We start from the raw sequence: 24,698 nt of genomic DNA, 5'->3' as shown, positions 1-24,698 counted from the left end.
TTTTTTAAAACAAAATCCGATTGCGGTTCATGGCCACAATCGGATTTCATGCCCCGTTTCACTTTTTATAGGGTAATGTTATTGTTATTAAGCTTTAGGAATGAACAAGTTCCCGTTAGTAACTGCCATAATCGCTTTGATTGAGTGCATACGGTTTTCAGCTTGTTCAAATTGACGGGCTTGTTTACTGCGGAATACTTCGTCAGTAATTTCCATTTCTTTAACACCGAATCTTTCTGCTACATCTTTACCATATTTTGTTTCTGTATCATGGAAAGCTGGTAAGCAGTGAAGGATAATATAATCTCCCTCAATTAAGTCAGTCAATTCTTTATTGATTTGGTATGGTTTTAATAAGTTAACACGTTCTTCGAACTTGTCTTCTTCACCCATTGAAACCCAAACGTCTGTATATAATGCATCAGCATCTTTAACAGCGGCTTTAATATCAGATGTAATTTCAATAGTAGCGCCTGATTCTTTCGCGTACTCTTGAGCTTTTGCTACCAATTCTTCATCTGGGAATAATTCTTCTGGTGAAGCGATGGTCACATTAACACCGATAATAGCCCCAGTGATGAATAATGAATTAGCCACATTATTACGACCGTCACCACAATATACTAACTTTTTGCCCTTTAGCTCTCCAAAATTTTCTTTTAAGGTCATATAATCAGCAATCATTTGAGTTGGATGCCATTCATCAGTTAAACCGTTCCACACAGGAACTCCAGCGTATTTACCTAAGTCTTCGACCATCTCTTGACTGAAACCACGGAATTCAATACCGTCGAACATGCTACCTAAAACGCGTGCTGTATCTTCTACAGATTCTTTTTTACCTAATTGAATGTCATTAGCACCTAAGAATTCTGGAGCCGCACCTAAGTCATTAGCAGCTACTGTAAAGGCTGCTCTTGTACGAGTAGATGTTTTTTCAAATAATAGACAAATGTTTTGTCCTTTTAAATACTCGTGTGGAATCCCACGTTTTTTCAAGTCTTTTAAGTGAATTGAGAAATCAATTAAGTAGTTTAATTCGTCGGCAGTAAAGTCGATTTCTTTTAAAAAGTTTCTTCCTTGGAACATAAATTCCCTCCTATATCTGTGTGTTTATCAAAAAAATTAAATATCTTCGCGAACAAATGGCATTGACATGCAACGAGGACCACCACGACCACGTACTAATTCACTACCTTCGATTTGGTGAATCTTAATACCATTTTCAATCAATAATTTGTTGGTTACAGTATTACGGTTGTAAACAATTACTTCACCTGGTGCTACCGTTAAGGTGTTGGCACCATCGTTCCATTGTTCACGTGCTCCAGCTACGATGTCATCACCACCACAACGGATTAAGGTAACTTTTTCTAAACCTAAAGCTTCTGCTAAGATGTCTTCTAACAGCCCTTCTTTTTCAGTTACTTTGATTTCACCATTTTCACCAGGAGTTACTGAGAAGACTTTTAATTCGCCTTCAATTTCAGGGTGGATAGTAAATTTATCATAATCGATCATAGTAAATACAGTATCTAAATGCATGAATTTACGGTTGTTATCGATTAAGAATGCTAATACTTCTTTGAATTCAGTCTCTTTAAATAAGTTGCGAGCTAATTTCTCGATTGAATATTTATCAGTACGTTGAGAAATCCCAACTGCTAGAGTGTTTTTAGATAAAACTAACTCATCTCCACCTTCGATACGTGTATCTTCATCACGTTCATAATAAAGGGTAGTTCCTTTATATTCTGGGTGATAGTTAAAGATATATTTTCCATATAATGTTTCACGGTTACGTGTATCTGAGTACATGTGGTTAAGAGAAACACCGTTACCCATCGTTGCAAAGGGATCTCGGGTGAAGTATAAGTTTGGCATTGGGTCCACTAAAAAAGGATAGTTTGACAGCAATTCATCAAAACCATTTGATTCATGCTTAATCTCACTCTTCTTGAATCCTTCCATCGTTTTTAATACCATTTCATAGGTATCTTCCATATCCATTAAATACTGTTTAACTTGGTCATAATTTTGGCCTGGCTCTAACCCTGTTTCAGCCATCCACTCATCAACAAATTGTTCTTTCAATCCTTCTGCATCAATTGCTTCAGCCACTAATTTTTCCAAATAAAGTACTTCAACACCTAGGCTTTCTAATAACTTAGCAAATTCATCATGTTCTTTTTGCGCTGCTTCAAGATAAGGAATATCATCAAACAATAAGCGTTCGAGGTAATCTGGCATCAAATTTTCTAATTCTTTACCCGGACGGTGAAGCATTACTTTCTTCAAGCGACCAATTTCAGAATTAACATTAATACTGTGGGACATTTTATTTCCTCCTTAATTATTTGTTAACTCTAGTCTAACATACGATAGAAAACGTTTCCGTTAAATCGGTCACTTCGATAAATTGAATTGATAACATTCTAAATGAGATATTCATCACATTTATCCCTTAAATTTTAGAATACCACTATCTTTCGTCAGAAAGATAGTGGTATTAATAACTACTTCAAATTTTAATGGGAATTATTTTTTAGCTTTTAATTGTAAATATAACTCATCCAATTGATCGGTCGAAACATGACTTGGTGCATCTGTTAATAAGTCGTGACCACGACCATTCTTTGGAAAGGCAATGACTTCACGAATATTAGGCTCTTGAGCAAGTATCATCACTAATCGATCTAAGCCTAAAGCGATACCACCATGAGGAGGGAAGCCGTAATCCATTGCTTCTAATAAGAAACCAAATTGACTTTTAGCTTCTTCAGCAGTAAATCCTAATAATTCAAACATTTGATCTTGCATCTCACGTTGATAAATTCTTAGAGATCCACCTCCCACTTCATAACCATTAAGAACAATGTCGTAGGCTTTAGCTTTAGCATCCGCTGGATTGTCTTTTAATGCTTGGACATCGTCGTTTTGCGGAGCAGTAAACGGATGATGCATAGCAACATATCTTTGATTATCTTCATCATATTCAAATAATGGCCAATCGGTAACCCACAAAAAAGCTAACTCTTCAACATCGTATAAGGTGTGTTTCTTGGCTAAATGATTACGTAAAGCGCCTAAGGAATCAGCAATGACACTGGCTTGATCAGCCACAAAGAAGAGGATGTCTCCCTCTTTAGCTTCCAACGTCTCTTTAATCTGGTCTTGGTCTTCTTCAGTAAAGAATTTAGCGATTGGTCCATTAAAGCCTTCCTCTAATACTTTAATCCACGCTAAGCCTTTAGCTCCATAGGGTTTAACAACTTCTGATAAGGCATCTGCTGTCTTGCGTGTGTATTCATCAGCTAAGCCTTTAAGGTTTATGGCTTTGACTTGCCCTCCATCTTTTACAGCATTTTTAAAGACGCCAAATTCACTATGTTCAGCCCATTGAGAGAGGTCTTTTAATTTCATGTCAAAGCGAATATCTGGTTTATCTGACCCGTATTCTTCCATTGCTTGAGCATAAGTCATGGTTGGGAATGCTTGCTTAATTTCTACTCCTCTTGTTTCTTTGACAACTTCTTTTAGCATCTCTTCTATATATGATTGAATATCTTCTTGACCTAAAAAGCTGGTTTCAATATCGACTTGGGTAAATTCTGGTTGACGGTCACCACGTAAATCTTCGTCTCGGAAGCATTTAACTATTTGATAATAGCGATCCATGCCTGCACCCATCAGCAGCTGCTTAAATAGTTGGGGTGATTGAGGTAATGCAAAAAAGGATCCCCCTTCACGGCGAGTAGGTACTAAATAGTCTCTAGCACCTTCCGGAGTGGATTTGGTTAACATAGGTGTCTCAACATCAACAAATCCTCTTTGGTCTAAGAAATTACGGATTGTTCGCGTTACATTATGACGTAGGCGAATATTTGCTTGCATTTTAGGACGACGTAAGTCTAACATACGATTTCTTAAGCGAACTTCTTCATCCACATCCAAATCATTTTCAATATATATAGCAGGCGTTTTAGCTTTAGTATAGATGGTTAAAGCATTGGCATACAGCTCAAAACGTCCTGTTTTAACTTGCTTATTCATTTGATTGTTTTCTCTTAATGCCAATTCTCCAGTCACTTCAATAATGTATTCTGAACGAATCCGATTGGCTAGCTCAAAATCTTCTTTTGAAAGTCTCTCAGCATTAAAGACCACTTGACAAAAGCCTTCACGATCACGTAAATCAACAAAAATTAAACTCCCTAAATCTCTTCTTTTTTGTACCCATCCTTTTAATGTGATCTCTTTACCAAGGTACTGTTCATCTACTAATCCACAATATACAGTTCTTTCTGTCATTTTATTCACCCCTAAAATATTTATCAATTACACTCGTATCCGTTGTTAAACGGCGATAAACGCCATAAAAATCAGACCATAAGTCGCCTTTTGAAATCTCGGTCTCAGTCCCATTTTCTTGATTTTTAACGACTAATATCTCAGACTCAACTTCTTGCTCACCCAACATAATAGTTAATTTGGCCCCTAATTTGCCGGCTGTTTTAAACTGAGACTTTATGCTTCTAAATAAGTAATCTCTTTCTGCAATCAATCCAGCATATCTAGCCTTTTGAACTAACTCGGTTGCTAATTGATTAACCGACTCATCACGACATAAGACATATAAGTCTAGAGGCTCATATGGTGGAATGTCAATCTTTTGTTGATCCATTAATAACATGAGACGTTCAAGCCCTAATCCAAAACCAAAGCCAGGCTTCTCAGGTCCGCCTATTTGTTGAACCAGTCCATCATAGCGACCACCACCACAAACCGTTGATTGAGCACCAATCCGATTATCATCTACTACAAACTCGAAAATAGTATCCTGATAATAATCCAAACCTCTTACCACCTTGTCATTGACTTCAAAAGGTATTTCTAGTTGCTTGAGCATGGATTGAACTTGTCCAAAATGGTCCTTACTCTCTTTAGATAAATAATCTAAAATACTTGGAGCCTCTTTTACATAAGCTTTATCCTTAGCATCTTTTGAATCTAGTACACGCAGTGGATTGTCATGCAGTCTTTTTTTAGAATCATCACTTAAATTATGAATATGTGGCTCAAAATAAGCAATAAGCGCTTGACGATAAGCCTGCCGATCGTTTGGCTTTCCTAGTGAGTTAATTTGTAAAGTAATATTTTTTAAACCTAACTCTTGAAAGAAATGCCAAGCTAAACTGATAACTTCCACATCCGTTGCTGGATTTTCTGACCCGAAAACTTCGACGCCCATTTGATTGAACTGTCGTTGACGTCCTGCTTGGGGTCTTTCGTAACGAAAGTAAGGACCTAAATAATAAACCTTAAAAGGCTGTGCATGTTCTGGACCAAACAATTTATTCTCAACGTATGCTCTCACAACACCCGCAGTCCCTTCGGGGCGTAAACTAATATGTCGTTCTCCTTTATCATAGAAGTCATACATTTCTTTAGAGACAATATCTGAAGTATTACCAACTGAACGTGAAAATAAATCATAGGATTCAAAAAGCGGTGTCCGTATTTCACGATACATATATTGATCAAATAAATCTCTTGCTACATCTTCGACATATTGCCAACGATAACTATCCTCTGGCAAGATATCAACGGTGCCTTTCATCTTTTGAATCATTCTACCCCTCCTAATATAAAAGCGCCCTAAGTTTTCACTTAGGACGCATTAACGTGGTACCACCTATATTTGTAATGAACTTATCCATTACCTCTTAATCGTAACGTGATTGACGGAATAACTTTTGATTATTCTTCTCCATAGTGTCTTCACTCTCAAATGCAACTTTTCACTCAACGTTGCTCACTGTATATTACAGAGCTACTTGTCTATTTCACCGAATTGATTAATTATGTTCAGATTACTCAATGATGATTGATTTGTCAAGTTGAATTAAAATTCTTCTTTAGTTTACTTTATAGCAAATGATTAACAATCTAGTTACTATTGTGTAACAGTCCATCTAGAGTTGACCTTTAATTCAATTAATCAACTATAATGCAATTAATAGAGGAATAGTGGAGGAATATAGGATGGCTATCGTTTGGACCAAAAATTTGAAACACTTAACTAAAAAGCGACTTACTCCTTTCTTATTAACACTTATAATTAGCGTCATAACAGTATGGGGAATTGTTAATCTTAGCAATTTAAAAGCTTTACCAATTGATCGTCAAGGAATCGTTCTGCACTCTTTTCCAACTACTAATTCCGAGGTTTTAACCGAAATTGATCCTGACTTTCCTATTGAAATTATTCAAGAACAAACCGGTTGGCTTAAAGTGCGCTATCAAGGGAAAGTTGAAGGTTGGTTACCCAAGTGGCTAATCGAAAACAAGGAACTTAAAAGTGACCAAGATTTAGCAGCCTCTTTTGAAAAATCAACGGCTCTTTATCAAAAAGCTGATTCTAAAAGTCCTATTCTCTCAAATATTCCTAAGGAAAGCCTCATCCCTATTAATTATATAGAAAAAAATTGGGCTCAAGTTAATTATCAAGGTAAACCAGCCTTTGTAAACATAAACGAGATAGAATTATTGAATCGACAAGACGCGGAGCGTTTAATTGCCGAAAAGAATGCTTTAGATAGCAGTATTAATAAAAAAGAAAAAGAAAAAGAAAGCTTGAAAAACAAGCTTATCATGCGCAAAAAAGAAGAATACTTATTAGAAGAAGCAGACTTTTTTTCTAATATGATTTATCAAACGAATTACCTACAAGAATTTACAAGGCTTGATTATGTTGAATATAGTCCTCAGGAATCATTTTACTACGTAGAAGATAGTCAAGGAGTTAAAGGATATATTGATTCCTTCTCTCTATCTGAGCCTTACTATTCAATTGACCATCGCTTTCTACCTATTAAATCTGAACTCCAACAAGCGACCATCATGCTAGACCCTGGCCATGGTGGAGAAGACCCAGGTACATTGAGTAAAGATCAAAAGTATGCTGAAAAAAGCTTTACCTATAAGATTGCTAAAGTATTAAAGAAAACACTTGAAGCTTTCGGGGCTAAAGTTATCTTAACTAATGAAAGCGACCAATTTTTAGACCTCGCTGAAAGGGTTAAAATCAGTAACCAAAAACAGCCAGACTTATTTCTTTCGTTACATTTCGATTCCTCCTATGACACTCAGGTCAAAGGTGTTCGTACATATTTCTATCATTTAAATGACGAAGAATTTGCGAAGACCTTACATTCTGGGTTGATAACATCTGGTCGACCTAATTTGGGTGTGGAGTATGGAAACTTTCATGTTTTACGCGAAAATACCGTCCCCTCCCTCTTGCTCGAACTCGGTTATATTACAAACAGCGAAGACTTGGAGTTAATGTTAACGGATGACTACCATCAAAAATTAGCTGATGCTATTACTGAAGGACTCTCAACTTATTTTAATCAAGTTGGAAATCAATTAGAAATAAATACCCCTGATAGATAAGGTCTCTATCAGGGGTATTGTTTACTCATTGGAGTCCAAAATTATTGTAACAGGTCCATTGTTTTCAAATTCAACTTTCATGTCAGCTCCAAAAATACCTGTTTTAGCTTTAAAACCTTTTTTGTCAAGCTCTTGGTTGAAATAATGGTATAATTCTTCAGCCTGGTCTGGTTTTGCAGCATTGGTAAAGCTAGGGCGATTCCCTTTCTTACAAGAAGCGTACAGGGTAAATTGACTGACTGAGAGAATACTGCCGCCAGTATCTTTCAACGATAAATTCATTTTTCCTTTTTCATCGTCAAAAATCCGCATAGTTACAATTTTTCTAGCACAATACTCACAGTCTTTAACCGTATCTTCAGGTCCAAATCCGACTAAAAGTAGAAGTCCTTCTTTAATGGCTCCTACTACTTCTTCATTAACTGTTACACTGGCATGGTTCACTCTTTGAATAACTACTTTCATTTGACCTCCTAATTGCCTTGACGTTTAACTTCGTAAACATCTGGGATGTTCTTTAATTTAACAATTAATTCATGTAATTGTTGTGTATCAGCAACTAAAACCTTAAGTTTGATGATGGCTTGACTTTGATCATCAATGCGCCCATTGACTGCTTTGAGGTTTTTGACCGTATGGTTGACAACGTTTAAAACGTCGTTAATCATACCCGACCGGTCAAAACCAATGACTTGTATTTCTGTTTCATACTCATGTTCTTCTTGCTTTTCTTCGGACCAATGCACTGCAATCGTTCGATCATCCAATTCAATTTCACTTTTTAAGTTGGAACAATCTTTGCGGTGAACAGAAATGCCTCTGCCTCTTGTTATATAACCAACTATCTCATCACCGGGAACCGGGTTGCAACAACGACTAAGTCGCATCATTAAGTTATCAACGCCGTCAACCACTAATCCTTTTTCATTTCCTACTTTTTCTTTGTTAGAGTCGGTCTCCCTATCTTTAGAAATGACATTAGATAGCTTTACATTTTTGTCGACTTTCTTAATATTCCAAAAATGCATAATAGAAGTCGGTGAGATTTCTCCTAAGCCGATAGAAGCATAAAGATCTTCCATCTCATTGAAGTTAAATCTCTCAAGTAAGTCTTTTTCTTTGTTCTTTTTAAGTTCTATTTTTAAAGATGTTTCGTTTTCTTTCAGGGCTTTTTCAAGTATTTCCTGTCCAATTTCGCTATTTTTCTCACGCTCTTGCATTTTAAAATAACGTTTGATCCGATTGCGTGCTTTAGAAGTTTTAACAAACTTGAGCCAATCACGGCTAGGGCCAACAGAACTCGGATTGGTTAATATTTCAACAATATCTCCATTTTTCAAGCGATAATTAAGAGGAACGATATTACCATTAACTTTTGCTCCAACCGTCTTATTTCCTATTTCAGTATGGATATGGAAAGCGAAATCGACTGGACCTGAGCCTAATGGTAATTCAAAGACGTCGCCTTTAGGAGTAAAGATATAAACTTGATCTTTAAAAACATCTTCTTTAATAAATTCCATGAATTCACTAGCATTCCCTGCATCATCTTCATACTCAACAATATCATGAAACCATTTTAACTGTTGTTGAATGTTATCTCGTGGTTGCTCATCGACTGTTTTCCCTTCTTTGTAGGCCCAATGAGCTGCTAGTCCGTACTCTGCCACTTCATGCATAAGGTGCGTTCTTATTTGAACTTCAACAGGTTTGCCTTGAGGTCCAATAACAGTCGTATGAATTGATTGGTACATATTAGCTTTAGGCATAGCAATATAATCTTTAAAGCGTCCTGGCATCGGCTTCCATTTTGTATGAATAATGCCTAAGACTCCGTAGCAATCCTTAATCGAATCGACTAAAACGCGAACCGCTAATAAATCATAGATATCATCAAACTCTTTTTTCTGATCGACCATTTTACGGTAAATGGAATAAATATGTTTCGGTCTTCCATAAACAGTAGAGTCCATGGACAGTTCGTCAATCGCATCTTTTATCTGATCAATGACAACTTGAATATATTCTTCGCGCTCATCTCTTTTTTGGTCCATTTGATGGACAATATCATAATAGGCTTGAGGATTAATATATCTTAAAGAAATATCTTCTAATTCCCATTTAATGACACTCATACCAATTCGTTCAGCCAAGGGTGCATAAATATCTAATGCTTCTTGAGACTTTTCAATTTGTTTGTGGGGTTTTTGAAATTTCAAAGTGCGCATATTATGTAAACGGTCAGCTAATTTAACCATTACCACACGAATATCTTTAGCCATGGCAATCAACATTTTACGATGATTTTCTGCTAATTGTTCTTCTTTACTTTGAAATTTAATCTTACCGAGTTTAGTAACGCCATCTACTAAGAAGGCGACGGATTCTGAAAATTCTTCCTGGATTTTTTCCAAAGTGTAGTCCGTATCTTCCACTACATCATGTAAAAAGCCAGTAGCTACTGTATCAGGGTCTAATTTAATATTCGCTAAAATACCTGCTACTTGAATTGGATGATTAATATAGGGTTCTCCTGAGAGACGTTCTTGCCCTTCATGGGCCTTGGTTGCTACTGCTAATGCCTTTTTTACAAAAGCTACCTTACTGTCATTCATATAAGATCGACAAATTGCTATAACTTCTTCACCAGTATAGACATCATTTCTACCCATATTATCACCACTCTTTCTAGATAATTTTTCTACTATTATAACTTAAATACTCACTATAAAACAATATTAGCCTCTTTAATACTATCAATCTTAGCTTATGCTAAAAAACAACTGGTCGAAAGACACAGTTGTTTTAAAATTTTATTCAGAAACAATTTTAATCCCTTTAGAAGCACCAATACGGTTTGCGCCTGCTTCAATCATTATTAATGCAGTTTCTTTATCGCCAACGCCTCCAGAAGCTTTGACTCCCATTGTTTCACCAACAGTCGAACGCATTAGAGCAATATCTTCTTTCACAGCTCCTGCTGTTGAAAAGCCAGTGGAAGTTTTAACAAAATCTGCTTTGGCTGCTTTGGCTGCAAGGCAAGCTTTCACTTTTTCTTCTTTTTCAAGTAAACTAGTTTCGATGATAACTTTCACAATAATTTCTTCTGGAACAGCTTGAACGACTTGACGGATATCCTCTTCTACTGTTTCCCAATCAGCAGCTTTAGCCGCTCCGATATTGATTACCATATCAATTTCACTAGCCCCATTTTTCACTGCTTCTTTTGCTTCAAAAGCTTTAGTAGATGAAGTATTCGCTCCTAAAGGGAAACCAATCACTGTACAGACTTTGACGTCTGAATCCTTCAACAAATCACTCGCATAAGTAACCCATACTGGATTAATACAAACTGACATGAATTGATATTCCAAGGCTTCTTGACAAATTTGCTTAATTTGGTCTTTGGTTGCATTTGCATTTAATAAAGTATGATCGATATATTTATTTAATTCCATTTTAAAACTCCCTTTCAATTTCAGTGACATATGATAGGACACTTAAAAGATAAATAGGTGCCGTCTCTGCCCGTAAGATTCTTGGACCTAAGCTACAAATCTCAAAGCCATTTTCTACTAAGAAAGATACCTCTTGTTGTTCTAATCCACCTTCCGATCCAAATACCATAACTATCTTTTTATTCTTTTCGATATTTTTTAATATTTTGGCTAACAGATGGTGTTGACCTTCTTTAGCACTTTCTTCGAATGCCACTAGTTTAATGTCATGAGTACGATACTGATTAACAAAGTCTTTTAAATTTAAAAGCTGCTTAACTTCAACCTTTTTTAAACGTTTTGACTGTTCTGCAGCACTATCAGCAATTTTTTGTAGTCTTTCAACTTTTTTACCAGCTTTTTTCTGGTCCCATTTGACTACATCACGTTTTAAAGCTAATGGTTGAAAGCTGCTCATGCCGCATTCTGTAGCTTTTTGAACAATTGAATCCATTTTGTCATTTTTGGATAAACCACAAGCTACAACTACCTCGACCGGTAACTCCGTTTGACTGAGAGTCTCACTTAAGGGTGACATGATTTCTAATAGAGCATAATCATTCTTTTTTTTGAGATAAGAAGCTAGATACTTCTTTTGATCGTATACAACTATTAACTCCTTCCCTTGCTTAGCCCTTAAAACATTGACCAAATGATGACTGTCTGATGGATTCAAAACAACTTTCTTGCCAATTTCTACTATTTGATTCGAATCATCGATAAAATATTGATGCATAACTCACTCTTTCTTCTGAGCCGTGATACCAGCCCATCCTTTATAATAATTAATTTGGATTATTTCCCACTGATCTGTTGATAAAGAATCGATTACTTGTTCTGCCTTCTCAGTCAGTATGCCTCCAAGAATGAGATAGCCACCCTTTTCTAAAAGCTGATAGGCATCCTGATAGAGCTTGAGTAATATATGAGGTAGGATGTTTGCCATGATGATATTTACTTTTTCTTCAACACCTCTTAATAAATCATTGACATGAAATGATATAGGTGGTTGAAAATCATCAGAATAGCCCATATTTTGCCATTTTTGATAAGTAAGATTTTGTTTAGCAGCTGCGATTGCTTGAGGATCAAGATCGTATCCCACCACTTTTTGTGCGCTGAGAGCAAAAGCTATCAATGCAAGGATACCAGATCCCGTTCCAACATCATAAACTTTCTCGTCACCTCGCATAACCATTTCTAAAGCTTGCGCGCCGAGTCGGGTTGTCGGGTGATCACCTGTTCCAAAGGCAACTCCTGGGTCTAAATAAATAACTTTCTCATCCTTATATTTTGGAGAATAAGCATCCCATACCGGAACAACTTTTATAAATCGTGAAATTTCTTGAATTCGGTAGTTTTTCATCCAATTTTTTTGCCAATTTTCCATTTCAATCGGCTCTTTTTCCCAACTAAAATCGAAATAAAGGTTATCTTCTAAATAACTATCGAACAAGTCTTTTTCTATATCTTGTTCAAAAAAACCTAAGACAAGCCCCCGTTTATCTTGTTCTTTAAGGGATGGAGCTAAAGGAATTTCTCCAAATAAATTTTCTTTATTTTCCATATATCCATCGACATTTATAAGCTGCGTCCCTTTCGCCCCCCACTCAAATAAGAGATGAGAAACATATTCCACTTCATCAGGCTTCTTAGTTTCAAGATAGATAGTCACTTTTGTCCAATGAGTCATTAAACCCCCCCAGTCAATGCATCTAAAAAATTTAAAGCTGAGCTTATTCACATTATGGAGGACTGTTTATCTTTTTTCAATCAAAAGAAGTTATTTTTTCAAGATTAAGTCTAGCTATTTTAATAAGGGCATGTAATAATAAATAATAGACTTTAGAATATTTGTAACTTTTTTTGAAATTTTCAAAAGAAAAGGATAAAATAGTAGTTGATATTCTATTTAATATAAAAGCTAATAAACGAGGTGAACTTCATGGCAGAAAAAAACTTAACAGCAAAAGATATCTTACAAAAAGAATTTTCTCGTTCCATGCGTGGCTATAATGCTGCTGAAGTCGATGAGTATCTCGATAGTATTATTCGTGACTATGATTCTTATCAAAAAGATGTAGTGTTCTTAAAGAATGAAAATGAGCGACTCATTGCTAAAATAGATGAATTAACTAAGCAGTTATCATTAGCTAAGAAAAACGTTTCAACAACTCCAGGTTCTGGCGTAACCAACTTTGATATCCTTAAACGTTTATCTAACTTAGAAAAACATGTTTTCGGAGCCAAAATTTCAAACACAGAGTATAGTCAAAATTAATGATCATAGTAAATTTCAGGTAATCGCGGTCAATTCATTTGGCTGAGGAAAGTCCATGCTCGCACAAGCTGAAACGCTTGTAGTGTTCGTGCTTAGCTAAACAATAAGCTAAGGTAGCCTTAAGGTGAACGGCGAGTGAATATTCTAAGGCTTAGCTAAGAATAAGTAATTCATAAAGTGCCACAGAGACGATCTTTTTGGAAACAAAAAGCTGAAACGCGGTAAACCCCTCGAGCGAGCAACCCAAATTTGGTAGGGGCACTCTCTGTATGGGAAAATGCGTAAGCATTGCTTAACTGAAAGAGAGACAAGTTATCTTGTAGATAGATGATTACCCTTTATTTATTCTTGCCTATGGAATAAATATTGACAGAACATGGCTTATCGAAATTTACTAATATAGGTATTTATAGATGCATATAGTCAACAACACGATTCTGAGCCTAAAAGCTTGTTGAATCGTGTTTTTTTAAAAGGAAGGATTATCCATGAAAACATATCACTTAATTGCTACAGCAGCTGCAGGTATCGAGGGAATAGCTAATCAAGAACTCAAGGATTTAGGCTATGAAACACAAACAGAGAATGGTCGCGTGCGCTTTAAAGGAACTGCAGAAGATATTGCTAAAACAAACCTATGGTTGAGAACAGCTGATCGAATTAAAGTAGTGGTTGGCGAATTTAAAGCAACCTCTTTTGAAGAATTGTTTGACCAAACCTATGCGATTGCCTGGGAAGACCTCTTGCCCATGGATGGAGAATTTCCTGTTTCAGGTAAATCGGTGAAATCAAAACTTTATTCTGTCCCTAACTGTCAAAGAATTGTCAAAAAAGCCATTGCCAAACGGCTAATGGATCACTATGCTCGTAAAATGCCTTTGAGCGAAACAGGTGATTACTACCCTATTGAAATATCGATACTAAAAGATGTGGCGATGATTACTTTAGACACAAGTGGAAGCAGTCTATTTAAACGAGGTTATCGAACTGAAAAAGGTGGCGCGCCTCTAAAAGAAAATATGGCAGCAGCTTTAGTCAAATTGACTACTTGGTTCCCTGACCGTCCTCTTTATGATCCAACTTGCGGGTCTGGAACAATTTTAATTGAAGCTGCCTTAATGGGACGCAATATTGCTCCAGGATTAAATCGGTCATTTGCAGCAGAAAAATGGGAGTTCTTTAATCCAGAAGTATGGTCAAAGGAAAAAACAAAAGCACGTCAAAAAATTAACCATGAAATAAAACTCAATATCTTTGGAAGCGATATAGATGGAAGAATGATTGAAATCGCCAAGCAAAATGCAGCAAATGCCGGTGTGGGAGAAGATATTACTTTTAAACAAATGCAGTTAAAAGATTACCGTCCGAATGAAGAATATGGCATTTTAATCTCCAACCCTCCTTATGGGGACCGCTTGCTAGATGAAGATAAGGTACACCAACTATACCAGGACATGGGTACTATTTACCGTTTGATGACCACTTGGTCGAAGTATATTCTCTCAAGTGATGACTCATTTGAGAAATTTTATGGTGAAAAAGCTAGCAAAAAACGCAAGTTATATAACGGTGCCTTAAAAGTAAATTATTATCAATTTTGGTCTACAAATAAATAAGGGTCTAAAGTCTTTACTTTCCCTTGTTTACGTAAGGCTTGTTTTGCTGCTTGATCAGCTGCTCGATTTTCTTTTTCAGGAATCCATTTTAGAAAAAGTAAAGGATAATGGTCCATTTCAAAGAGAATAACTTTTAAAAGCTTGCTAAAATAGTCTTTTTTGGCAAAACGTTTTTCAATCGATTGGAAAACAATCTTAGAATCGGTTTTAATTTGAATGAGTTGATCTGTTTTTAATTTTTCTTGCTTGATCCATTGCATAGCTAATCTTAAAGCAAAAAACTCAGCTTGGTGATTATCCAGACATTCATTAATATAAAATTTAAAAGTAGCAACTTTTTCACCATTGAATACCAAAAAAGCTAGGCCCGCTTCTTTAGTTTTAGGATCAAAAGCGGCATCAATTTGTATCCACATAGGTTTTTCACCCTCTCTATTTTGAAAGGAGTCTCCTCAATTGACAGATCTTATTCATATGCCAAATAAGAGCGAATATTTCTATCGCAAAGCCATGAATGCGCTTGAACAAAATGATTATGCAAGTGCATCTAACTTTTTGAAAGAAAGCTATCAGATAGAACCTTCCCTTAAAGTGTTTAAAGAACTAATTTCTATTCATATTATTCAAAATAAAAGTCAAGCTGTCAAAAAGTTATGGCAAAATTTTCTTTCAGACCACTCCATACAAGACCTTGACTATGAATTAGCGATGCTTTATGTTCATTCTTTACCTTATCTTTTTTCTCATCAAAAACTATTGATTCAGTTATATGAAATCAAAGAATATTTTGATCAAAAAAAATGGGATATCTCTTTGATTGTTAAACAAATTGAAAAAATTAAAGAAAAAGAAGCTCTTTCTAAAGAACTTCAACTCCTTATAAATACGAAGAGGTTAGATTCAAAGTTGAAACAATTGAAAGAACTAACCTTATATGAACTTTTAAAAGAAATCAAAAACTTCTATAGTTTAGATTACTCCCTTAAACATCCAATCTTGACTGCATTATTGGCTGACAAAGAGATAAGTCAATTCGTTAAAAGTGATATATTGCATCATTATATAGTTCGAAATTACCAGGCCCATCTGAAACTGACATGGTTTGAAGAAATTAAAATCATCGATAGCCTATCTCTAGTCCCTTATAAAGAAGATTCGACCTATTTACAAATAAAAGCTCTTCTTGAAGATTATACGGTCAATAATAATCCTCATATTTATGATGGTCTACTAGAAGAAATAAATTTATTGGTGATGGTATACTATCCATTTATCAAAGAAAAAATCTCAGACCCTGTTGCATGGTTTAATAGCTTTTTAAGTTATTACCATATAGAAAAAAGTGAAGAATCCGATCAAAATGAGCGAATGGATGAAATTCTCCAACAGGCTATCGATGAAATCAAACAACTAAGTCTATAGATAGAAATTTAAAGAAAACTTTCTAAATAAATTAGAGCAAGTCTATAGTAGACTCGCTCTAATTTTACTTCTCTTCTTCTGACTGTGTATCATTTTCCTTGGTGTTTTTATGGTGCACGGTAGGTTGTGGATCTAGAATGACATGCTTATCCTCTTCTTGTGGTGGTAAGGATATAAAATCAATAATATCTTTGAAATTGACTATGGTCTTCTCTTCAATAATATCTTGCATCATCATATCTGATTCTTGCCAATAAATATCTACAACTGCACTATTAGAAAGCAATTTTGTAATTATTCCTGTCATGCTACTTTCTCTAAATTTGAAAGTAATCTTATCCCCTATTTCTGGTCGAATTGCTAACTTTACTGATTCAATCATTTCAAGACCCGTTTCATAATCTACATCTAATAGCGAAGCGATACGTGACTTGCTTGTCCCGCGTCTTAACTCCTTTTCAATTAGACTTCGTTGCCCATCTGAAATTTTTTTCGACACGTTATCCCTCTTTTCTTAAATTGCCCTCTGTAATTGTTATTATACCACATTTTTCTTTTTTATTCTAAAGGTTACTCTTTCTCTACCTTTGGAACCCATACAGAAAGTGCTTGACTATGAATCTTAATTTCTAATGGTAAACTTGGGCCTTTATCGCCATCAATGTTCGCTTTTAGTTCACGTTCTTCATTCAAGGAAGCGAGTTTAATATCGAATGTTTTACCCTTTAACGACAAGATGGACTCATTATCTAATTCGTGTCGAGGCAAGCCTTTCTCTTCAATAAAAGTAGCTATGCTTGATATAGCCAATGAACCCTTAAAAGCATAAAGATGACCCAATCCATCAAATAGCTGGTCTTGTGAAAGAAGATTTTCCATTCCTCCCACACTAGTAGTGAGTGTTAATAATATAAGATTGGTTTTAAGGTGATGAGATTCCTTTCCATCGACACTAATGTCTAAATCAAAATCTTCCTCTTCAAACATCGCTTTAAAGCCATCAAATAAATAAGCTAATACCCCAATCTTATTTTTTACTTTAGATTCAGTTTCAAATACTGCTGAAGGAATAGCTCCTAGCGCAAGAACATTCGCAAAATACTGCTCGTTAACTTGCCCGATATCCAATTTTTTTAACTCTAAAGATTTAAATTGATTAATGGCTTTTACTGGGTTTAGAGAGATTCCTAAAGATCTTGCTAAATCATTTACAGTCCCCAAAGGTAAAAAAGCAAAATGAGGTGGTTGTGAATTCTCCATTAAACCGGATACCACTTCCTTAATAGTGCCGTCACCGCCCAAACAAATAATAGTGTCGTATTCATCTGCAGGGGTAGTTTTTGCCCAATCATAGGCATCTTGAGGTTTTTCAGTTGTTCGGTGTTTGACTTGAGCATCGTATGTATTAATTAGTAAATCAGCTAACTGCTCAGCATATGCTTTGGCCTTACCCTTACCTGAACCTGGATTAGCGATGATTAAAACGCTCTTCATATTAACCCTCCTTTTTTTACATTATATCACAAGTCCTCCTAAACGATTTTCCCTTCCAATTTCTTTGAAAGTAAGTTACACTGATGTATATCATTAGACAGAGTAAAAGATAGAACGTCAAGTGTTGTTGGATGGGATGTGGCCAACAAACGAAAAGAATTTATTCTTGCGATACTATCTTTGCATTCGCTGCATTAATATTATTTGTAGCGCTCTCTTGTCAAAAAAAGGAGCGTATTTTTTATGCAAAAACCTGATTCCCGTCGTATTATTTCATATGGTAATAAAGGAAAACTAACCACCCTACAATTAACTACCATGGCTTTATTATTAGCGTTTCGTATTATGTTAGCTTATATACCAGCGTTTAGAGTAGGTGAAATTGCCCAAATTGGAGTTGGCTTTATCGGTACTGCTATTTCCAGCGCTATAATTGGTCCATGGTGGGCTATCGTTATATCGGTAGCTAATGACATTATCACTGCTCTTCTAAATGGCTATAGCTTCTTCTTCGGTTATACCTTTAGTGCCGGTTTAGCTGGTTTCATTTATGGTTGGTTTTTGTGGCGTAAAGAACGTAATTGGAAAAATATTCTTATAGCAGTTGTTTTAGTAACCTTTATTGTAAACTTAGGATTTGGATCTCTATGGATTAAAATGATGCAAGGTAAAGCTTGGGCAGCATTCATGCCAATTCGTATCGCTAAAAACGCTGTTTCTCTTCCATTGAACACAATTATTTTAGTGATTATCCTAAAATTGCCTGTAATTGATCGTTTAATCAAAAAATTCCAATTTTAAACTTTATGGTAGCTCTTTTAGGTAGGTAACGCACTACTTACTATTTATGAATTATCTTATAAAATTAATAAAAAGGGCAGAAGTTTAAGCTTCTGCCCTTTTTATTAACGAAAATTTACTGTACTAAATATTATAAACTTCACTTAAAAAATCAAAAAATACTAGTAAACTTATTTAACAATCAGATTAAAAATTGTAAAAACTTGTGACATTTACTATATTTACGTATAATATGAAGATATGAAAATAAATGTAGCTTGCAACTACAGGAGGTATACTATGAAGAAAAATTATCGTGTATTGTTATATTACAAATATCAAAGAATTGAAGACCCTGAGTTATTTGCCAAAGAACACTTAGAGTTTTGCCGTCGTATCGGTTTAAAGGGGCGCGTATTAGTCGGTGAAGAAGGAATAAACGGAACCGTTTCAGGCACCCTAGATCAAACACAAAAGTATATGGACTATGTTCATTCACTAGAAGGTTTTGAAGATTTATGGTTTAAACAAGATCTTGCTGATGATTATGCGCATAAAAAGATGTCTGTGAGAACGCGTGAAGAAATTGTAGCTTTAAACTTAGATGATGATATTGATCCACATGAAATTACAGGACAATATCTATCCCCTAAAGAATTTAAAGATGCTCTACTTGACAAGGATACAGTTGTTCTTGACACTCGTAATGACTATGAGTATGATTTAGGTCATTTTAAGGGTGCGATCCGTCCTGAAATTCGTAATTTCCGTGAACTTCCTGACTGGGTGAAAGAAAACAAAGAAAAATTTATGGACAAACGCGTTGTTGTCTATTGCACAGGTGGTATCCGCTGCGAGAAATTCTCAGGTTGGTTACTTAAAGAAGGTTTTAAAGATGTGGGGCAATTACATGGTGGTATTGATACTTATGGAAAAGACCCTGAAATTAAAGGTGAGCTTTGGGAAGGTAAGATGTATGTTTTCGATGAACGTATTGCTGTCCCAGTTAATCAAGTAAATCCTACAGTAGTCGGAAAAGATTATTTTGATGGAACACCATGTGAAAGATACGTAAATTGTGCAAACCCAGAATGTAATGAACAAATATTGACTTCTAAAGCAAATGAAGATAAGTATTTACGTGGATGTAGTGAGGCCTGTCGTCGTCATCCTCGAAACCGCTATGTCGCTGAACATAACTTTTCCACAGAAGAATGGGAAGAAAGATTAAATGCAATTGGAGAAAGCTTAAGTAAAACACATTCTGCATAATTTAAGCCGATAAAGGGGATAATGAAATGACTAATAAAGAAAGCAAGAATCATCTGCCACCTTTGGAGGGTCATCATTTAAAAGATAGTAAGCCAAATCTCAATCAAAGGCGGCAAAGATTAATCAACCAGAAATCTTCTAACTATGTTAATAGCGAAGAAGCTCGAGCAAGAAGATTGAAAAGAATTAGTGAACTTGAAAATAAGAGCTTTAATAATTTTGATAAGGCTATTCCTCAGTCAAATGAGGATAGAAGACAGTTTTCTTCTAATCATTATCAATCGCTTAAAGTCAAAAAAGAAACTCCTATAGGTGAGTCAGTAAGCAATTTACACAATAAATCGATTAAAAAAGATCGCTCAGAGAAGAAAGTTATTAAAAAAACTGAAACTGACACTGATTTAAAGCTAGAAAATAAGACTAATAATCATACTAGCAGTAATAATTCTAGTAAGTTCAGTCGAGACGCTATAGAATCAAACAGACCTCAACAGAAGTCAAATCAAAAAACTGAAAGTGAAAGTGACAACCACTCAACGGATAAAAATCTTTTTCAGACTTACCTTGATAAAAGAAGAAAAAGAAAAAAAGAAGTGCGTAGTCAACTATCTTTGGAAGGTCTTGACCGGTTTTCAAAAATTTCCTTAGTCCTTTCGATTATCTTTAATGTATTTAGACGTCTATTCATCTACTTTGTAGTTGTAGATCTTCTTTTTGGCTTTCTCTTATCAGGTATTGGATTAGGCTACTTCACTTCATTAGTATCTGATACGACTCCACCAAGTAAACAAGAGATGGCTGAAGCTATTAATCAAGTCGAACAACAATCTAGTTTATATTATGACTCTGGCGACCTTATTGCTGATATAAGATCGGACGTCGTTAGATCTGTTACTAATTTAGAAGATATTTCACCCTATATTAAAGAAGGTTTAATTTCCATTGAAGATCAAGCTTTTTATGAGCATTACGGTGTTAACCCTAAATCAACACTTAGAGCAGTGCTTCAAACGCTTATTACCGGGTCTGGTACTGGAGGATCAACATTAACTCAGCAATTAGTTAAGCAGCAGTTATTAACAAATGATGTTACTTTCTTTAGAAAGGCTAACGAAATTCTCTTGGCCTTAAGAGTTGAAAAATATTTTACCAAAGACGAAATATTAAACGCTTATCTCAATGTTTCTCCTTTTGGCCGTAATAATGAAGGAGATAATATTGCGGGAATTCGTGAAGCTTCTGAAGGCATTTTCGGCAAAGAACCAAATGAAGTTAATTTAGCTCAAGCTGCCTTTTTAGTTGGTTTGCCTCAAGATCCTTATAGCTATACTCCTTATAACTATAACAGTTCACTTAGAGAGGATTTCAATCCTGGTATCAATCGAATGAAAGCTGTGCTATTCAGTATGTATCGTAACGAGGCTATTACTAAAGAAGAATACGAAACTGCGATTGATTATGATATTAGTAAAGATTTTATTAAACCTGAAAATCGTCCAATCGAACGCCAATCCTACCTGTATCAAACCGTCATGAATGAAGCCATTAAGAAATTAATGGAAATTAATGTCAATGACGATGGAAATCAGATGAGCGATGTTTTACAAGACATTGAATGGTATAATCAATATTATTCTGAAGCAGAAAACCAGCTGCGTACCGGGGGCTACAAAGTATATTCAACTATTGATAAAGAAATTTATGATCAATTACAAGAAACTGCTAAAGAAAACGTAGACTCATTAGGAGTAAGCTATGATGGGGTTTATACAGATCCTAGTACCGGTGAAGAAATCTATTATGTTGAAAATATTCAAACTGGTGTTGTGGTGATTGAAAACACTAGTGGAAAAGTACTGGGCTTTGTGGCTGGGACCGATTATGATAATAATCAAATTGACCATGCCTTTGCCACTCGCCGCTCTCCTGGTTCAACCATCAAACCACTTGCAGTCTATGCACCAGCAATTGAGAATAATCTTATTGCTCCTGCCACAATTGTACCCGATACACCATTTGTAGAAACTTATCCCGATGGAACTGAGTGGAAACCGACCAACTACGGCGAATCAATTTCTAATAAGTTTATCTCTGCCAGAGAATCATTAGCTAAGTCACTGAATTTGCCAACTATTCGAATTTATCAAGGGCTTATACAGCAAAACGTACCAGTCTATGATTATCTTGAACTCATGGGCTTTAAAGATGGCTTTGCATATGATCAAGAAGAAACATACAACCTAGCCTTTTCCATTGGTGGAGTGAATACCGGACCGACTGTTTTTGAACAAACATCTGCTTTTTCAACTTTTGCCAATAATGGTTATTATATTCAAGGGCATATTATCAGTAAGATTGTCGATTCATTTGGAAATACTGTATTTGAACAAGAAGTAGAGCCACAAAAAGTATTTAGTGAGGATACAAACTACTTAATGGTAGATATTTTAAGGGATACAACCGAATTCGGTTCAGGACAATATGCCAAAGCTAATCTGCAAGTTCCAGGAGACTGGATTGCCAAATCCGGAACTAGTGAAAATGCTAAAGATCTATGGTTTATTGCCTCTACTCCTTCTGTTACCATTGGTACATGGGCTGGCTATGATTCACAATATTATGAATACTTTGTTAACCCAGATGATGGACTTGGCAATGAATCGGTTCGTTCACAAATATACTGGGCTAATATCGCCAACGCCTTATTCAGAGTTCGACCTGATATTTTTGGATCTAATGAAGTCTTTGCACAACCCGCTTCTGTTGTTAGCCAAAATATTGTAGCAATGACAGGAACTTTACCTGGAAACATTACCTATAATAACCGAATTGCTAGTCTAAATGGCCCTATTAAACAAGATTTGTTTAAAAATTCAAATCCTGCTGCTCCACTCTCTTATAACTTCATGTTTAACGCTAGTGATCAAGATACTGCACGTTTTTGGAATGCTTATATGGAATCTATTGAGGAAAAGACAACATCAACGACCTCTGCTGAAGAAACAACGGATGAGGATGATGAGTCTCGTTCTGAAAGCACAGATGAAAATGGTAATCTAATACCGGCGCAACCAGAAAATAGCGAGACTGTTACTGAAGAAGTATATTATGAATAATTTTTGCAAAATAAAGGCTCTATAATAAAAAGCTATGAGTTAAAATCTCATAGCTTTTTAATGTTTTTATTCACTCAGTGTTGAACCACGGTGTACTAATTTATGGGGAAGAATGATTTGACGCTGCTCGATACCCTCATCATTCATAATTTTCGTTAGCAAGCGCATTGCTACCGCTCCAACATCATATAAAGGATATTGTAAAGATGATAGTTGAGGACGCGAATATTTTGTAAGGACTGAGTTTTTACTAGTAAGTACTTGAAAGTCTTCAGGTACTTTAATATTTCGATCAGTTAGGGCATTTAAAATGGCTACTGCTAAGAAATCTTTAGTAGCGATAACTCCGGTAGCTTTAGCAGCTAATAATTGATCTACAATTATATCTCCTTCATCATCAGTAAAGTCACTTTGGATAATCAAATCTTCATCTACCGCTATATTATGCTTAGCCAATGCTGATTTATAACCAGGAATCCGATGCACTCGATTGACATAATACTTTTCTGAATCGGTGATAATAGCTGGTCTGTTACCCTTTTGAAGTAAGAAATCTGTCATTTCTTCTATTGCTAATCGAATATCAATTGATACTGTATAGAGATCAGGATCTTCACTAATCATACCCGCAATAACTACAGGTGTTCTTGAAGTTTTAATTAATGACTTAAGTTCTTCGCCGACATTATAACCCATATAGATAATACCATCTACTTGTTTAGCTAATAAATTATTAAAAACATTAATTTCTTTGTCGACACTTTCGTCGGCATTTGCTAAAATAATGTCATATTTGTACATAGCTGCTATATCATCAATTCCGCGTGCCAATGCCGAAAAGAAGATATTAGTAATGTTAGGAATAATAACGCCAACTGTGGTTGTTTTTTTACTGGCTAGTCCTCTTGCTACAGCATTAGGTCTATAATCTAAACGTTCTATAACTTCTGAGACTTTTTTTCTAGTACTTGGCTTTACATTTGGATTACCATTTACAACTCGAGATACGGTGGCCATTGATACGCCAGCTTCACGAGCTACATCATATATTGTAATTGTTTGCTTTTCCATGCCTACCCTTCTTTCAAATTTTTAATTTACTCTTTGAATTTAACATAAGCAGACAGATAGTGCAAGCGTTTTCTAGCTTTATTCTCAAGTTTTCACAGTTTTTTCATAAATAATGAACTCGCTCATTAGAGGGTGTTTGCTGTCTTCTCCAACCCAAAAGATAGGTTAACACTGATTTCATTTGTAGAGCAGTTTACCCTTCAACTTTTTGGATGGTCGGTGACACCAAATATGGCAGTGAGGAAAATTTAACTTAATTAACCTACCATGGGAATAAGCACCTTATCAGATATAATCTATTCGAGAAAGAAGAAACGAAGAAACATCATCGGAGCTTTTAATTTATGGGAATCGCCGAATCGAGCGCAATGACAGACCATCATACTGCTTAAAGGAAGTAGTTATTATTAATAGCATTCAAGATTTTTAAAATACGCAATGATTATGAAAGTACGAGCGATGTTTACCGACCGAAGGAGACAGACACGGCACCTCAAAAAGCAATCTACTACAAACTGTCTTATGAATCACTCAAGTTTAACGAACGAGCCAAGCTCTTATCTGACGAAGGAAAGACACTCTACAGTCAACGAAGAATTGCTGTAGAGTCTGTATTCGATCATGTAAAGACAAATTGGTTCTATAATTTATAGGGTTGATGGCCGAAGGCCTCAACTCTATTTTTTACTTT

The 24,698-nt window shown here is 35.5% G+C and carries 20 protein-coding genes, 1 other RNA gene, 1 riboswitch and 1 other annotated feature; of the genes, 8 read left to right on the top strand and 13 right to left on the bottom strand.

Translation table 11 applies throughout. The annotated features are described in order from the left end of the window. Nucleotides 1–87: 87 nt before the first annotated feature. From argF to hisS, 4 genes are all read right to left on the bottom strand, one after another. Entirely contained in the window at nt 88–1,089 is a 1,002-nt protein-coding gene (gene argF, locus ACQV2G_RS06695) for an ornithine carbamoyltransferase (RefSeq protein WP_428874663.1), read from the bottom strand. 36 nt (nt 1,090–1,125) lie between these two features. Further along, the gene (arcA, locus tag ACQV2G_RS06690; protein WP_428874662.1) at nt 1,126–2,337 is read right to left on the bottom strand and encodes an arginine deiminase; all 1,212 of its coding nucleotides are present in this window, start codon (nt 2,335–2,337) and stop codon (nt 1,126–1,128) included. Between the two features lie 201 nt (nt 2,338–2,538). Further along, entirely contained in the window at nt 2,539–4,311 is a 1,773-nt protein-coding gene (gene aspS, locus ACQV2G_RS06685; protein ID WP_428876420.1) for an aspartate--tRNA ligase, read from the bottom strand. Between the two features lies 1 nt (nt 4,312). Further along, on the bottom strand, nt 4,313–5,632 hold the full coding sequence (hisS, locus tag ACQV2G_RS06680) for a histidine--tRNA ligase (protein WP_428873001.1): 1,320 nt from the start codon (nt 5,630–5,632) through the stop codon (nt 4,313–4,315). A gap of 36 nt (nt 5,633–5,668) precedes the next feature. Next, nucleotides 5,669–5,859 (bottom strand) — a binding site (T-box leader). 186 nt (nt 5,860–6,045) lie between these two features. On the opposite strand from hisS, the gene ACQV2G_RS06675 reads away from it, so the two are divergent. After that, the gene (locus ACQV2G_RS06675; RefSeq protein WP_428873000.1) at nt 6,046–7,458 is read left to right on the top strand and encodes an N-acetylmuramoyl-L-alanine amidase; all 1,413 of its coding nucleotides are present in this window, start codon (nt 6,046–6,048) and stop codon (nt 7,456–7,458) included. Between the two features lie 21 nt (nt 7,459–7,479). Here the strand turns inward: ACQV2G_RS06675 and dtd are convergent, their stop codons facing one another. From dtd to ACQV2G_RS06650, 5 genes are all read right to left on the bottom strand, one after another. Beyond that, on the bottom strand, nt 7,480–7,923 hold the full coding sequence (gene dtd, locus ACQV2G_RS06670) for a D-aminoacyl-tRNA deacylase (protein WP_428876419.1): 444 nt from the start codon (nt 7,921–7,923) through the stop codon (nt 7,480–7,482). Between the two features lie 8 nt (nt 7,924–7,931). Next, the gene (locus ACQV2G_RS06665) at nt 7,932–10,130 is read right to left on the bottom strand and encodes a RelA/SpoT family protein (RefSeq protein ID WP_428872997.1); all 2,199 of its coding nucleotides are present in this window, start codon (nt 10,128–10,130) and stop codon (nt 7,932–7,934) included. 141 nt (nt 10,131–10,271) lie between these two features. Beyond that, nucleotides 10,272–10,916, bottom strand: a complete 645-nt coding sequence (gene deoC, locus ACQV2G_RS06660) for a deoxyribose-phosphate aldolase (RefSeq protein WP_428872995.1) — start codon at nt 10,914–10,916, stop codon at nt 10,272–10,274. 1 nt (nt 10,917) lies between these two features. Then, the gene (locus ACQV2G_RS06655) at nt 10,918–11,691 is read right to left on the bottom strand and encodes an RsmE family RNA methyltransferase (protein WP_428874660.1); all 774 of its coding nucleotides are present in this window, start codon (nt 11,689–11,691) and stop codon (nt 10,918–10,920) included. A 3-nt stretch (nt 11,692–11,694) separates the two neighbouring features. Then, entirely contained in the window at nt 11,695–12,648 is a 954-nt protein-coding gene (locus ACQV2G_RS06650; protein WP_428876418.1) for a 50S ribosomal protein L11 methyltransferase, read from the bottom strand. A 252-nt stretch (nt 12,649–12,900) separates the two neighbouring features. Between ACQV2G_RS06650 and gpsB the strand changes: the two genes are divergently transcribed. The 3 genes from gpsB to ACQV2G_RS06635 all read left to right on the top strand — a co-directional run bounded on the left by gpsB (nt 12,901) and on the right by ACQV2G_RS06635 (nt 14,852). Next, entirely contained in the window at nt 12,901–13,236 is a 336-nt protein-coding gene (gpsB, locus tag ACQV2G_RS06645; protein WP_428872992.1) for a cell division regulator GpsB, read from the top strand. An 11-nt stretch (nt 13,237–13,247) separates the two neighbouring features. Continuing rightward, an RNA gene (gene rnpB, locus ACQV2G_RS06640) (RNase P RNA component class B) lies at nt 13,248–13,625 on the top strand. 99 nt (nt 13,626–13,724) lie between these two features. Then, nucleotides 13,725–14,852 carry a THUMP domain-containing class I SAM-dependent RNA methyltransferase gene (locus ACQV2G_RS06635; protein ID WP_428872991.1) on the top strand — a complete coding sequence of 376 codons (1,128 nt, stop codon included), beginning with the start codon at nt 13,725–13,727 and terminating at the stop codon, nt 14,850–14,852. On the opposite strand, the gene ACQV2G_RS06630 is transcribed toward ACQV2G_RS06635, so the two are convergent. Next, nucleotides 14,828–15,268 (bottom strand): ribonuclease HI family protein, encoded by a 441-nt coding sequence (locus ACQV2G_RS06630; RefSeq protein WP_428874657.1) that lies wholly within the window; start codon nt 15,266–15,268, stop codon nt 14,828–14,830. The two genes, ACQV2G_RS06635 and ACQV2G_RS06630, sit on opposite strands and share 25 nt — an antisense overlap. 40 nt (nt 15,269–15,308) lie before the next feature. Between ACQV2G_RS06630 and ACQV2G_RS06625 the strand changes: the two genes are divergently transcribed. Next, entirely contained in the window at nt 15,309–16,274 is a 966-nt protein-coding gene (locus tag ACQV2G_RS06625) for a hypothetical protein (protein ID WP_428876416.1), read from the top strand. 64 nt (nt 16,275–16,338) lie between these two features. Here the strand turns inward: ACQV2G_RS06625 and ACQV2G_RS06620 are convergent, their stop codons facing one another. Together ACQV2G_RS06620 and ACQV2G_RS06615 are read right to left on the bottom strand one after the other, a co-directional pair. Next, nucleotides 16,339–16,773, bottom strand: coding sequence for a DUF2187 family protein (locus ACQV2G_RS06620; protein WP_428872988.1), 435 nt, complete (start codon nt 16,771–16,773; stop codon nt 16,339–16,341). A 71-nt stretch (nt 16,774–16,844) separates the two neighbouring features. Continuing rightward, nucleotides 16,845–17,768, bottom strand: a complete 924-nt coding sequence (locus ACQV2G_RS06615) for a diacylglycerol/lipid kinase family protein (RefSeq protein ID WP_428874655.1) — start codon at nt 17,766–17,768, stop codon at nt 16,845–16,847. 96 nt (nt 17,769–17,864) lie between these two features. Next, nucleotides 17,865–17,962, top strand: a riboswitch (THF riboswitch). Between the two features lie 49 nt (nt 17,963–18,011). Between ACQV2G_RS06615 and ACQV2G_RS06610 the strand changes: the two genes are divergently transcribed. The 3 genes from ACQV2G_RS06610 (at nt 18,012) to ACQV2G_RS06600 (ending at nt 22,936) form a co-directional block, all read left to right on the top strand. Then, on the top strand, nt 18,012–18,569 hold the full coding sequence (locus ACQV2G_RS06610; RefSeq protein WP_428872986.1) for a folate family ECF transporter S component: 558 nt from the start codon (nt 18,012–18,014) through the stop codon (nt 18,567–18,569). A gap of 279 nt (nt 18,570–18,848) precedes the next feature. Continuing rightward, nucleotides 18,849–19,820, top strand: a complete 972-nt coding sequence (locus ACQV2G_RS06605) for a rhodanese-related sulfurtransferase (RefSeq protein ID WP_428872985.1) — start codon at nt 18,849–18,851, stop codon at nt 19,818–19,820. 26 nt (nt 19,821–19,846) lie between these two features. After that, the gene (locus tag ACQV2G_RS06600; RefSeq protein ID WP_428876415.1) at nt 19,847–22,936 is read left to right on the top strand and encodes a transglycosylase domain-containing protein; all 3,090 of its coding nucleotides are present in this window, start codon (nt 19,847–19,849) and stop codon (nt 22,934–22,936) included. A gap of 66 nt (nt 22,937–23,002) precedes the next feature. On the opposite strand, the gene ccpA is transcribed toward ACQV2G_RS06600, so the two are convergent. After that, nucleotides 23,003–24,007 (bottom strand): catabolite control protein A, encoded by a 1,005-nt coding sequence (gene ccpA / locus ACQV2G_RS06595; RefSeq protein WP_428872981.1) that lies wholly within the window; start codon nt 24,005–24,007, stop codon nt 23,003–23,005. Between the last annotated feature and the right edge of the window lie 691 nt (nt 24,008–24,698).

Source organism: Facklamia sp. P12955 (genome assembly GCF_050409565.1).
Taxonomy (GTDB): domain Bacteria; phylum Bacillota; class Bacilli; order Lactobacillales; family Aerococcaceae; genus Facklamia.
This window is presented reverse-complemented; position numbering and strand designations above follow the sequence as displayed.